Source organism: Yunchengibacter salinarum, assembly GCF_037658235.1.
Taxonomy (GTDB): Bacteria; Pseudomonadota; Alphaproteobacteria; order Sphingomonadales; family Kordiimonadaceae; genus Yunchengibacter; species Yunchengibacter salinarum.
Genome location: NZ_JBBJLN010000010.1, coordinates 1 through 12,654, shown reverse-complemented (window position 1 = coordinate 12,654; position 12,654 = coordinate 1). Strand labels below are relative to the sequence as shown.

8 protein-coding genes are annotated in these 12,654 nt (G+C 64.8%); 4 read left to right on the top strand and 4 right to left on the bottom strand.

Going from position 1 to position 12,654, the window contains the following annotated elements:
- Positions 1-102 precede the first annotated feature (102 nt).
- Both WGH93_RS11560 and WGH93_RS11555 read left to right on the top strand, forming a co-directional pair.
- Positions 103-1,155, top strand: a complete 1,053-nt coding sequence (locus WGH93_RS11560; protein WP_374765050.1) for a hypothetical protein — start codon at positions 103-105, stop codon at positions 1,153-1,155.
- 25 nt (positions 1,156-1,180) lie between these two features.
- Entirely contained in the window at positions 1,181-3,019 is a 1,839-nt protein-coding gene (locus tag WGH93_RS11555) for a tetratricopeptide repeat protein (protein ID WP_374765049.1), read from the top strand.
- Here the strand turns inward: WGH93_RS11555 and WGH93_RS11550 are convergent.
- A complete protein-coding gene (locus tag WGH93_RS11550; protein WP_374765048.1) occupies positions 3,010-3,729 on the bottom strand; it encodes a 2OG-Fe(II) oxygenase in 720 nt (239 codons plus the stop codon). The two genes, WGH93_RS11555 and WGH93_RS11550, sit on opposite strands and share 10 nt — an antisense overlap.
- 107 nt (positions 3,730-3,836) lie before the next feature.
- Between WGH93_RS11550 and WGH93_RS11545 the strand changes: the two genes are divergently transcribed.
- The gene (locus tag WGH93_RS11545) at positions 3,837-5,414 is read left to right on the top strand and encodes a sulfotransferase (protein ID WP_374765047.1); all 1,578 of its coding nucleotides are present in this window, start codon (positions 3,837-3,839) and stop codon (positions 5,412-5,414) included.
- Positions 5,401-6,333, top strand: coding sequence for a class I SAM-dependent methyltransferase (locus tag WGH93_RS11540; RefSeq protein WP_374765046.1), 933 nt, complete (start codon positions 5,401-5,403; stop codon positions 6,331-6,333). The genes WGH93_RS11545 and WGH93_RS11540 overlap by 14 nt, the downstream gene beginning before the upstream one ends.
- A gap of 122 nt (positions 6,334-6,455) precedes the next feature.
- Here WGH93_RS11540 and WGH93_RS11535 read toward each other — a convergent pair whose 3' ends face one another.
- The 3 genes from WGH93_RS11535 to WGH93_RS11525 all read right to left on the bottom strand — a co-directional run bounded on the left by WGH93_RS11535 (position 6,456) and on the right by WGH93_RS11525 (position 11,682).
- A complete protein-coding gene (locus WGH93_RS11535) occupies positions 6,456-9,410 on the bottom strand; it encodes a TonB-dependent receptor plug domain-containing protein (RefSeq protein WP_374765045.1) in 2,955 nt (984 codons plus the stop codon).
- Positions 9,411-9,701: 291 nt separating this feature from the next.
- The gene (locus WGH93_RS11530) at positions 9,702-10,346 is read right to left on the bottom strand and encodes a hypothetical protein (protein WP_374765044.1); all 645 of its coding nucleotides are present in this window, start codon (positions 10,344-10,346) and stop codon (positions 9,702-9,704) included.
- A gap of 4 nt (positions 10,347-10,350) precedes the next feature.
- On the bottom strand, positions 10,351-11,682 hold the full coding sequence (locus WGH93_RS11525; RefSeq protein WP_374765043.1) for a M23 family metallopeptidase: 1,332 nt from the start codon (positions 11,680-11,682) through the stop codon (positions 10,351-10,353).
- Positions 11,683-12,654: the final 972 nt, after the last annotated feature.

The following is a 12,654-nucleotide window of genomic DNA, read 5'->3' as shown; positions in this document are numbered from 1 at the left end:
GGCCCGGACCCGCGCGTTGGCCCGATTGGTGTTACAAGGGGGGCGACTGCTTGACTTTCCCCACCCTGGCGGCGCATCTTTCCGGGGGGTCAAGGAAGGTTTATGCTCAACGCCATTTCACGTGAATTCCTGCAAACATGGCAACGCCTTGCGGAAAACGGCGGGGGTGCGGACCTGCCCGCTTTCGATGCGGTTCGGGATGCCCTCGGCGACCTTTTCGCGGAGCGGGGTTTCTGCATCCATTCGGGGGCGGAGGACTTCTGGCTGGCGGATGTGGGGCGCCTGCCAGAGGCGGAAATGGGCCCCGATCTCGAAGGGCGCCCCATTGGCGCGGGCGTGCCGGAAGCCTTCGCCGAGGTGAATCGGGATCTGGTGTCTCTCTGTTTCCGAAAACAGGCGGGCAGCGTGGCATTGCTGCGCTATTCCTTCGGGCATCGTCACAAGGATGTGGAAGTGACCCTGCTGCCCGTGCGCGGCGAGGGGGGCACGCCGGTGCTGGCGGGGCTGTTCGCCACCTTTGTGGAGCCGGATGACCGGGACGACGTGAACCGCACGGCTGCCGGGTCCTTCCGGTTGCTGGCGCAGGATTATCTCTCACTCGGCAGCCCGGTGCAGTCGGACGCGCTTGGCGGCCTGACGCGAAGCGTTCTCAGCGCCATGGGCACGTTTTTCAGCATTGATGGCGAAGAGGTGAAGCTGTCCGGCACCGGCCTGCTCGGCGGGCGGCTCGAAGACGTGGTGCGCGCCACCCGGCCCAATGTGCTGGCGGTGGCCCCGGTTCGGCTGTTTGGTGGTTTGCTGGGGCGGCTTGGCTCCTGGTACAATCTGAAAATGGTGGAGACCCGTGCGGAAGCAGCGGACATCATCGCCGCTGACAGCCTGGACGTTGTGATTACGGCGGAAAAGCTGCCCGATGGTTCCGGTCTGGATATTGTGGCCCTGGTTCAGGAAGCGCAGCCTTATTCCGGTACCGTTATGATTCTGGAGCCGCGCGAGGACGGGGTTGAGGACGTGATCCGCACGCCGCATGGAGAGGTGCACTGCCTGGTGCATCCGGTGGGGGAATTTTCCCTGTTGCAGACGGTGCGGGCCGCTTCCCGCTTTCAGGTGCAGCGTTTCCGCAATGCGGCCGCTGCCACGGTGGAACGGTCATGATTGATGTCATCGCCGGGGGTGCGTGATGATTCAGCCGGGTGGCCATCAGCAGGACCCGCGCACGGCCCTTATGGATGGGTCCGCCGCGCTCAGGGGCGGCAATCCGGCCCAGGCGCTGGCCTGTTTCGATCGCTGCCTTGCGCTGGCGCCCGGCCAGGGCGATGCGCTGCACCTGCGCGCCATCGCCCTGCGCCGCCTGAACCGGCTGACGGAGGCGGAGGCCGCATTTCGCGCCGCCCTGGCCGCGCGGCCTGGCGACGGGGAAATTCTCAACAATCAGGGAAATCTGTATCTGGCGCAGGGGGCGCTGAGCCGTGCCAGCGCCTGTTTCGAGGCCGCCACAAAGGCCCGCCCGCGCCTTGCCGATGCCTGGTATAATTGGGGGCTTGCCCTGCAACGGGCGGACGATCACGCCGCCGCGCTGGACCGCTTCGATCGCGCCATTGCCATCAAGGGGGACGATCCGCGTTTTCACACCGCGCGGGGGGTCAGCCTGCGTGAAGGCGGGCGGCTGGATGACGCGGCGGGGGCCTATGAACAGGCCCTTCGGATCAAGCCCGATCATGTGAAGGCCCTTCAGAATCTGGGCGTGGTCAAGCGCCAGCAGGATGATCCGGCGCGGGCCACGGCCCTGTTGCAACAGGCGGCCCGGCTGGCGCCCCGGCAGGTGGAAGTGCGCTATAATCTGGCCAATGCCCTGCATGATGCGGGCGACATAGAGGGCGCCGACCGGGAATATCGCACCGCTATCGCGATCGACCCCACCTATCTGCCTGCCCATGAAGTTCTGAACAAGATGTATTGGGAACGGGGCCGGAAGGAATTGTTCGCCCGGTCCTTTGAAGTGGCCCGCCAGCAGGCGCCGGATCATGAGGGGCTGGCGGTGGCCCATGTGGCGGCGCTGGAGCGGGCGGCCCGCCCGGATGACGCCGCCCGCGCCCTTGATGCGGCGCTGGCGGCGGTGGGCCCCACGGCGAACCTGTTGCGGCGACAGGCCCGGCTGCTTGCGGATCGCGGCGAAGCGGCGGCGGCGCAGGATATCTTCGCGCGGGCGGTGCACCAGACCCCGGATGACCGGGACCTGCGCATGGATGCGGCCCAGCTTTCCCTGCAAATGGGCGATCTGGGCCGGGCGCATGACCATCTGGACCGGGTGGAAGCCATGCTGCCGGAGGATCAGGAGATGTGGGCCTTTCGTGGCCTCGCCTGGCAGATCGCCGGGGATGCGCGGGCCGACTGGCTGTTCGATACGGATCGTTTCGTGGCCGCCTATGACATCACGCCGCCGGAAGGGTACGAGTCGCTTGAAGCCCTCATGGCCGATGTGCGGGCCGCGCTGGATGCCATGCACACCACCATGGACAATCCGCTGGACCAGACCCTGCGCGGCGGCACCCAGACCCATGGCCGCCTGTTCACGCGCCCCGTTCCTGTGATTCAGGCGCTGGCGGGGGCGATCGGGCGGGCGGTGCAATCCTATATGGATGCCATGCCCCGCGATGACAGCCACCCGCTGCTGCGGCGCAATACGGGCCGTTTCCGCTATTCCGGCAGTTGGTCGGTACGGCTTTCACCGGGGGGCTATCACTTCAACCATGTGCACCCGGAAGGCTGGATTTCATCCGCTTTCTACGTCACCGTTCCCGAACCGGGCGCCGGGGAGGCGGACAAGGCGGGCTGGATCAAGTTCGGCGAAAGCAATCTGGTTCTGGGGCCGGAGCGGGAGATGATCCGCCGCTGGGAAAAGCCGCAAGAAGGCCGCCTGGTGCTGTTTCCAAGCTATCTGTGGCACGGCACGCAGCGCTATGACAGCGGCGGCCCGCGCATGACCGCGCCTTTTGACGCGGTTCCCGATCAGCGATAACGGAACCAGCCGGTGATGGCATAGCGCTGATGCTGGTGGGGCACATAATGGGCCACCGGGCTGACGGAATGCTCCTGCGGCACGGTGAAGATATTCAGCGCGTTGAAGCGCGGCAGGAAGCCCTGCTCGATATCGCCCTCATGGTCATAGAATTGCAGAAATCCGCCCCAGTCCGGCTCCCAGTGCCGGGTGAAGTTGAGCACATAGGCCGCCACGCGGTATTCGCTGTCCAGCCTGTCATCGTGTTTTTTCAGAAACTGGCCGGCGCCGTAGCGGGTGGCTTGCGCATCCCCCTTGATGATGTCCGGGCGGCTTGTGAGCCGCCGTATGAAATCCAGCATTTCCGGGCTGTTGATGAATTCCAGAAGCTGGTCCAGCAAGGGCACCTGCCGCCACTTTTCCAGATAGGCATCCAGCATCGGATAGGTGTTATAGGCGAATTGATAGCCCTTGCGCGCGCCGTCATAAAGCCGGGCCATCAGGGCGCGCTGATCCTCGGCGCTCATGGCGGCCATTTCCTCCGCCCGGTAATAGCGGGCGCGGTCGCCGTCCTGATGCACGAAGGCCCATGGCACCTGATGTTCCAGTGTCTGGGTGATGGCCTCCGCCGTCTCGGTGGTGAAGATATCGCGCACCTGAAGCCGTTGCCTTTCCCGGTATTGGCGGGACAGGGCGTCCGTATCCAGATGCGGGTTCAGGGCAAATTGCATGGGGCCTCCGCCAGCGCGTTCGTGAACCGTCTTGTTGCGATGCTGTGTCCGTTCTAGGCTCCATGCCACCGGATGGCAAAGAGGAAAGCGCCGTGCCCGAGGCGAGCATGACAGCAGACCAGACCCGCCGTGACCGGCTCGCGGCGTGTGATGCCGCCTTGTGGCGGGCCAGCAATACCGATGACCTGGCGCGGGCCGCCCATGACCTGCTGGCCCTGTGGCGGCCGGATCGGGTCTGGAAGGCGCTGGGGCGCCTGCCGCGCGCGGTGGCGGATCGCCGGGATATGCTGGCACTGGCCTGGAAGGCGGCGCTGACGGCCCGTGACCCCGATCAGGTGCGCACCGTGCTGGATCGGGCCGCCGCCCGCGCGGGTCTGGATGCCGCTTTTTTCCGCGAGGCCGCGCGCCTTGCCGGGCGGATGCAGGCCCACGGCGCGGCGGAACAGGCATATTATCTGTATCTGACCCGCGCGGAGGCGACCCCGCAGGACCGGGAGGCACTGGTGGACCTGGCCTATATGGCGCGGGACAATGACCGGGTGAGGGCACGGGCGCGTGCCGTGCTGGAGGAGGCGCCGGATCATGCGCGCGTGCGCTGGATGGCGGCCAGCGCGGCGGCCCGCACGGGGCGGGAGGGTGAGGCCATGACGCTGGCGGCGCCGATACTGGCCCGACCACCGCGGGATCGGGTGGCCGTGCGGCTGTTTTTCGACATGATTCCCCATTTGCCGCCCGCGGATCTGGCGGCGGCGCGACAGGCGCTTCAGGCGGCGGAACCCGTCTGGGGGGCGGACGCGCGGGGCTATGGCCGCATGGCGCTGGGTCGGGCCTGCTTGAGGCTGGATGATTCGGCTGCCGCGCTGCGCCATTTTCTGGCCGGGCAGGCGGCGCTCGGCTCCGGCACCCATGATCGCCGGGCGGAGGAAACCCGCCTCGCCGCCACGCTGGCGGCGCTTGGCCCATTGGCGCGGGCGGATGCGGCACCGGCGTGGCCGGGCGCGGCGCGGCCTGTTTTCATCATGGGGCTGCCCCGCAGCGGCACCACCCTGCTGGAACGGATGCTGGCCTGCCTGCCCGGTGTCACGGCCCTGGGCGAACGGCTCCATATGGGCCATCTGGCCCCTTTGATACAGGCGGGCGCGGTGGACCGCCTCACGGCGCGGCGGCGCTACTGGCCGCGCAGCCTGCCACAGGGCTGCACCCTGTTCACGGACAAGATGCCCCACAATTTCCGGCAATTGCACCTGATCCGCCATCTGTTCCCGGAAGCCGTTCTTGTGATGATGCGCCGGGGCCACAAGGCGGTGGCCGCGTCCATGATCCGCCATGTTTTTCCCGATGGGCACGGCTATCTGGCCGCCCCCGGCGATCTGGGCCATCAGATCGGCCTTTTTGAACGCTTCGCGGACCATGTGCCGAAGGATGTGATCATGCTGGACTATGAAAGCCTTGTAACGGACCCCCGAAAAACGTTGCAGCCATTGCTGGATGCGCTTGGCCATGACTGGTCGGGCCGCTTGCTGGATTTTCACCATCTGGCCGCAGAGGCGGGGGATACCTTTTCCGCGCATCAGGTTCGCCAGCCGCTCAATCGGGGCAGTCTTGTGCCGCGCTGGCTTGATGATGCCGGGGCGGACGGCTTCCTGGCGGCCCTGGAAAGGGGGCGGGCCGATGTGCGCCTCTAAGGTGGACCCGCGGGATGCCTGGTCGCTCTATTGGCAGGCGGATCGGCTGGACAGTTGCTGCCCGGCCCGCGATCCGGCGGATGCGGCGGCTATTCACGATCACTGGCGGGCGCTGGCCGATGCGGTGCCCAAGGATGGCGCGGTGTTGGACCTGGCCACGGGCAATGGCGCGGTTCTGCTGCGCATGGCGGATCGCATGGCGGAAACGGGGCGCCGCGCGGCGCTGACCGGCGTGGATCTGGCGGCCATAGATCCGGGCCGATATGTGCGCGGCGCCGGTGGCCGGGCGCAAGTGCGCTTTATGGGCGGCGTGGATCTGGCGGCGTTGCCGTTCGATGACGGGGCGTTCGATCTGGTCACGTCCCAGTTCGGGTTCGAATATGCGCCCCGCGCGGCGGCAGCGCGGGAGGCGGCGCGGGTGCTGCGCCCCGGTGGCCGTCTGTCCCTGTTGCTGCATCATGTGGACAGCGTGGTCTATCGCCCCAATACGGCGCAGATTCAGGAACTGGATGGCCTTCTGGCCGATGGCGGCGTGGTGGGCTGCCTGCTTGAATTTCTGGAAGCGCCGGGGGCGGCGGCCATGACCCGGCTGGAAGCGGCGGGCACGCGGTATCAGGCGGGTTATCCGGGTGGCTTGCCGCGTTTGAGCCGCCAGGTGTTCGATTCCGTGGGAACCCTGCTGAACCGGCAGGACCTGGGCCCGGAGGTGCGCTGTCAGGCGGGGCATGACATGCGGCGCCGGATGCTGGCGGAACGCGCACGCATGGAACAGCTACAGCAAGCGGGGTTGGACGGTGACGCGGCCCAGGCTCTGGTGGCGATGCTGGATCAGGCGGGCGTGCGGGGAACGATCACCCCCTTTCGCAACGGGGCGGGGTTGCTGATCGGCTGGCTGTATGCGGGGGAAAGGCGGGCCTGATCCACCCCGCCATGTTCAGGGGCGGTTACGGCGGCAATCACCCGGCCAATCATGGGCAATGAAAAAGGCGACGGGCCGAAGCCCGCCGCCTTTCTTTTTGGGTTCGCAACGATGCGGGGCGCTTAGAAGCGTACGCGACCGCCGACGAAGACCCGGGTGCCGAACAGGTCATACGTTTCCGGGAACGTATTGGCCTGCTGCTGTGCATCGCCCAGGAAGTCCGGCTTGTTGTCGAACAGGTTCTGAACACCGCCGGAAAGCTGGAACATCTCGTTGATGTCATAGCGGGCGGTCAGATCGAAGTAGCTTTCGCTACCCACGCTCGGCACCGGCAGGTCAGCCGCCATGATGCCGTCGGTGTTGTCGATCCGGTCGTCGCTGACGCTGTCCAGCCATTCCCAGTTCACGGAAACCTGGAACGGACCTTCGGTATAGGTGGTCCGCAGGTTGAAGCGGAACTCAGGGTCCGGGCGGCCACAGGTGTTGCCGAAGTTGCCTTCACAGGTCACCGGGCTTTCCAGTTCCGGGTTGCCGGGGAAGACCGCACCCAGGAAGTCGTTGTTGATCACATAGGTACCAACAAAGGCGAAGTCCAGCGTGGAGCCGCCATTATCGAACAGGCCGCCATCCATATCGAGGGCATAGTCCCACTGCAGGTCGATGCCTTCGGTTTCCAGCGACGCGATGTTGGCGTTCAGCACTTCAACCGTGTCCACGTTGCCATCCACACGGCGATTGACCGCCTGACAGAACGGGGAGTTGAGGTCCTGAATCTGGTTGAAGCAGAGGTCCAGCACGTTGGGAACACCGCCACCGAGAGTGCCGACGGCATCATCGATCTGGATGTTGTAATAGTCGATGCTGGCCGAGAAGTTCGGCATGGCGGACGGCGTGAAGACGGCACCGACGGTCCAGGTGTCGGATTCTTCTTCAAACAGGTCCGGGTTGCCGCCGAACACACCTTCGATCTGGCTGTTGGCCTGCTGGAAGTTCCCAACAAGACCGGCCGGAACGCCGGATGCTTCACAGATATCGATCAGGGCCTGATCCGGGTTGCTGGTCGCGTCCGAGCAGGGGTCCTGCGCAGGCGGGAAGCCCTGGCTCTGACCACCGAACAGTTCTTCCACGTTCGGCGCGCGCACGGCCCGCTGGAACTGGCCGCGGAAGCTCAGGTCTTCCACGGGCGCCCAGGTCAGACCGCTGGAGAAGGACCAGACCGTACCCGCCGTGCTGTAGTCGGAGAAGCGAGCGGCGCCGGTCAGCTCCAGGGAATGGAAGCCGGGCTGTTCGCTGATCAGCGGTACGGCGACCTCGCCGAAGATCTCATAGACATCAAAGCGACCCTGAGTGGGCTGGCCCGCATTGAAGCCGAGAACATCGCCGCCAGCCAGGAATTCGTCAGGCCGGAAGCTGGCGCTCTGGCTGCGGTACTCGGAGCCGATAGCCAGGCCCACGTCACCGGCGCCGAACCAGTCGCCCAGGGTGCCGGATACGCTGCCCTGCACCACCTGTTGCTGCCAGTTCACGATGTTGGCGGCGCCCACATTGATGAAATTGGCCGCTTCTTCGGTGATATTGCCGGGCCCGAAGATGTTCAGCGGTACGCAACCGCCGCTCGGGTCCTGACAGGATTGGCCGTCGTCCGTTACCATGATGGCCTGACGGAAGCGGGATTCCGCCACGTCATTGTTCAGGGCGTTGGTCTGCTCCATACGGGCGAACTGGTAATACAGGTCGAAGGTCCAGCCTTCGCCCAGTTCACCGTCCAGCCCGGTGACAACGCGCCAGCTATTGCGGCTGTCCAGGGACTGACGGGAGCCTACTTCCACCATCCGGCGGCCAATGAAGGGCAGGAAGGCGTTGTCGTCGCCGTCGATCACGCCGTCGCCATTGGTGTCCTCACGGATGCCGTCAAGGGCACCCTGAACACCGCTGCCGAAGAAGGGCGAATCCGGGTTCACTTCCAGCGTGCCAACGAAAGCCGGCGTCGGCGCCAGTTCCTGCGGTACGCGGGTGTTGGTGAAGGTGCCTTCACTGTAGAAGCGGATGTCGTCCGTCAACTGATAGTTGGCGCTGGTGTGGATTTCCCAGCGTTCCTGCGGCAGTTGCAGGAAGTTGTCCGGTGCATAGTTGAAGAAGTCATCGGACGTGAAGGGCGCGCCCGTGCCGTCGGACAGGAAGCGACCCAGCGTGAAGTCCGCAACGCCGTCGCCGTCCTGGTCAACACCCGGACCCGCGAAGACGCGGGTGCCCGGAATACCGGAAGAGCCGCCGCGCACCAGACCGGCGCCGTCACCGAAGTCCGGGTCCTGCTCGCTGGTGTCATTGGGGTCGCCATCCGCCAGTGCATAGGTGGAGAAGTCCCGGTCACCCTGGAACAGCGGCTTCCGCTTGGTGTAGTTGAAATAGGCGGTCACATTGCCGCGGCCACCATCGAAGTTGCCGCCCACGGTCCCGTTCAGGGTGTAGCGCTCTGCGTCCCCGCGGGTGGTGGTGTCATACTGGCCGGAGAACTCGGCGCCCTCGAAGTTGTCCTTCAGGACGAAGTTCACAACGCCGGCCACAGCGTCCGACCCGTAAATGGCGGAAGCACCACCGGTCACGATTTCGGTGCGCTGGATCAGGGCCGGCGGAATGGTGTTCAGGTCAACGATACCGCTGGTATCGGCAGCCACCCAGCGGCGGCCATTTACCAGCACCAGCGTGCGGGTGGTGCCGAGGCCCCGCAGGTTCACCGTGGCGGTACCGTTACCGGGGTTGTTGGATGCGGAGCCGAAGCCCGGAATGGTCTGCGGCAGGCGGGCCAGAACGTTTTCCACGTTCACGGCGCCCGACAGTTCGAATTCCGCCGCATCAATGGTGGAGATGGGCGAGGGTGCGGTCAGGTCCCGGCGGACAATCCGCGAACCGGTGATCGCGATCTCTTCAAGGGCTTCCAGCTCCTCGAAGGTTTCTTCTGCGCCGCCCGCATCTTGTGCGGACGCCGGTGCCCCTACGCCCAGCGCAAAGCTGGCGAGCAGGGTGGCCGCGCTGCCCATGAGGGCGGAGCGACGATAGGTCTTCAATTCGTCAGACACTCTGCGTTTCCTCTCTTTTCGGTGGTTTTGCCGATCAAGCTATTTTTGTTGCTTCCCAAGCGTAATCGCATAGCGGAACTGGTATTCCGCCCCCTACGGATAGACATATGTGTTCCTTGATGACAGCAAAGTTTCAATCGTCACCAGTTGGCGGCGATGATTATTCGGCGACTGTTGCCCTGATGCCACAGGGGTGAAAATGGCAGAAATGTGCCGATCCCGGTTTCCCTATAGCGGAATCGGGGGGAAGGGGCGCGGGCCTGTTGTGGCCTTGCGGTATCAGGGTGGCTGTCAGGAGCGGCGGTCCACCCGGATGGCGCGGCCTGAGGTCTCGAACCGCATCATGTGGCCGCCAAAGGCCCCTTCCTTGATGGTGACGGTTTCGCCCGCATCCACGGGGCCGGGGCTCGCGGTGCCGCTTTGCAGCCATATCTGGCCGTTATCCAGCAGAATCGCCAACATGCCGGTGCGCAGGGTGCGCACCTTTTTGATCGTGGCGGTGATGGCCTGAACGCGGTCGGGTTCCGGCTCGTCCTTGCCGAACTGTTCCCGCCGCGCCTTTTCGCGATCCGCTTTTTCCGCTTTCTTGCGGGCTTCCAGCGCGCGCCGTTCCGCGGCCAGGGCGTCCCGCTCCGCCTTCAGGGTGTCGGCCTCCCCCTTGGCAGGGGTGCCCGGCGCTTCGGCCTTTGCCTGCGGCGCGGACAGGCGATCAGTGGCCAGGGCATCGAAGCAGGCCAGCCGACGGGTATCGTCAGAAATGGCCTGACAGGCGCGCAGCGACTCCGCAATGCCTTGCGCCGTCAGTGTTTGCGCGTGGCCCACAGGGGCAAGACCCAGCGACAGAAAAACCGCCGCCAGCCCCGTGCCGGTTATCCGACTGAACCGGCTGCCGGCGGGCGCGGAGATCGGGCCGTGATGGTGTGCGTGACTGTTCATGCGTCTAGTCCATGTCCAGGTGACGGTCATCGCCATCATTGCTGTTCGCGCCGGGATTGGCGCTCGCCAGCCGGGCGCCGAGGCCGGGCCTTTCAGGTGCCAGCGGCGGCAGCAGCTCCGCCGCCCGAACGAACTGGCTTTCCCTGAGGCTGTCAACGGTGGCCAGCACGCGATCCCGCCGGGTCATGAACCTGGCCAGGGTTTCTCCCTGAAGGCGCTTGCCATTGGGCAGCTTCAGGGTGAGCGGGTTCACCTGCCGCCCGCCACGCAGGATTTCGTAATGCAGGTGCGGCCCGGTGGAGCGCCCGGTGGTGCCCACATAGCCAATGATGTCGCCCTGTTCCACCCGGCGCCCTTCGCGGATACCGGGGCCGAATTTCTGCATATGGGCATAGGCCGTCTTATAGGCATTGCCATGGCGAATCCGCACATAATTGCCAAACCCGCCATAGCGCCGGGACATTTCGATCACGCCATTGCCCGCGGCCATGATCGGCGTGCCCCGCGGGGCGGCGAAATCCACCCCCTTGTGCATACGGGTATAGCCGAGAATCGGGTGCTTGCGCGCGCCGAACCGGGAAGACAGCCGGGCGCCGTCCACCGGGGTTTTCATCAGTGTCTTGCGGGTGGAGCGGCCTTCACGATCGAAATAGCCGCCATTGCCATCGCCATCGTCGAACCAGATGGCTTCCAGATTGGCCCTGTCCATATTGAGCTGTGCCATGAGAATATGGCCATTTTCCACATCGCCGAAGCGGGGGGCATAGCGCCGCTCGAAAAAGATGGCGAAGCGATCCCCCCGGCGAATGTCCCGCTGAAAGTCCACATCGAAGCTCATCAGGCGGATAAGGTCCACGATCACCGGGTCCGGCATCCCGGCCTCGCGCGCGGACAAGTACAGACTGTTCTCAATGGTGCCTTCCACGAATCGCGTCAGCGTCAGGGTGGGAACGGTGGTTTCCTCCGCCTTGAAGCGATCCGGCGCATCCGCCACGCGGCGCGCGACGGCCAACCGGTCAAACGCCGCCCGCATCTCCACACGGGTCAGCGCGCCGGATGCATCCCGCACCACGTCGAACGGTTGGCCCGATTTCAGGCGCCGCATGTCAATCACATCGGCGAGCGCGCGTATGGCGCTGGCGGCGGAGCGTGGTTCCGCCCCGGCCCGGCGCAACAGGCGGGACAGGGTCTCCCCGCGCCGCAATTTGAGCTGCTGACGGCTTTCCCCCGGTTGTTGCTGCGCCAGTGACGGAGTGGCGGATTCGGTGTGTACCGCCGCATCAATAATCTGCCCGCCATTATGACGTGCGGGGGCGGCGCTGTTAAAAGGGGCCATCACGCCCAACTCCCGGACGGGCTCACCCGCCATTGTGGCGGCCTGCATGTCCGAGGTGGCGGCGTGATTCTGTGGCCAGGGCGGCATTACCCCAGCCAGAAGCGGCGGATGCTGCGATTGCCGTGCGCTCGCTGGCGTGGATTCAGGGGTGTTCGCCGCAAGCGCGGCTCCGGGGTGCGCGGCCATCATGGGCCCTTGCCATAATAGCAGTGCACTGAGCCCCGCGCCTGCCAGCCCGCTTAGCGCGGCGGCGGACGGTTGCTCCACCCAGCGCCGGATGCGGCGCGGCAGGGATGCGGAGGGCGATGCGGTCTGATCGCCCTGTGATGTGCGGCGGTGCCGTTGTGAAACTGCCATGAGCCTTTAAACTGCTGCCTTTATTGTATTTCCACCGGGCAGGGGTGCCACCCTGATCCGCCAATAGACTTACCGTTTTTCGGGACTCGCGGCAAATTCAAACTTGGCCATTGTCCGCGGAAAACGCCGGCCTTTTGCCGGGTCATGCCTGGGGGCATCGAAAGCGGGCATGAAGCTCGATTCCATAAACCACTGTTTTTGCGACATTTATTATTTCCCCGATTAAAAATTTCAGTTTTTTGAAAAAAGGGGGTTGCGTGATCGGGGTGATCTGAATAGAACCCATCTCACCGACGCGGCGCACCGCCGAGGCAACGAGCTAACCGCTTGAAGCTAAAAGCACTTCGCGCCGCACCGTGTGAAAAAGCACGGATCGATCTTGACAGGGTGTGTTTCACCCCATATATAGATCGGCCCGTGTCTGGCGAAAGCTGGCGCACGGTTTGCCCGACAAGATGGTTCGGTCTTTGGCCGGTTTGATCCGGTCGGGTATGTCTTTTGTTCTTTGACATTGTGATTTTGGAAGGGAGATGAGGACGGTGGTGCGTTTTTTACGTACTATTGTTCTGGTCTCTAACGAGAAGGATACTTCTTGTGTGAGAAGGAGCGATGGTT

Coding starts and splice junctions, on each gene's coding strand:
- WGH93_RS11560 (WP_374765050.1), top strand. CDS start 103: ATGCTCAACGCCATTTCACGTGAATTCCTGCAAACATGGCAACGCCTT.
- WGH93_RS11555 (WP_374765049.1), top strand. CDS start 1,181: ATGATTCAGCCGGGTGGCCATCAGCAGGACCCGCGCACGGCCCTTATG.
- WGH93_RS11550 (WP_374765048.1), bottom strand. CDS start 3,729: ATGCAATTTGCCCTGAACCCGCATCTGGATACGGACGCCCTGTCCCGC.
- WGH93_RS11545 (WP_374765047.1), top strand. CDS start 3,837: ATGACAGCAGACCAGACCCGCCGTGACCGGCTCGCGGCGTGTGATGCC.
- WGH93_RS11540 (WP_374765046.1), top strand. CDS start 5,401: ATGTGCGCCTCTAAGGTGGACCCGCGGGATGCCTGGTCGCTCTATTGG.
- WGH93_RS11530 (WP_374765044.1), bottom strand. CDS start 10,346: ATGAACAGTCACGCACACCATCACGGCCCGATCTCCGCGCCCGCCGGC.
- WGH93_RS11525 (WP_374765043.1), bottom strand. CDS start 11,682: ATGGCCCCTTTTAACAGCGCCGCCCCCGCACGTCATAATGGCGGGCAG.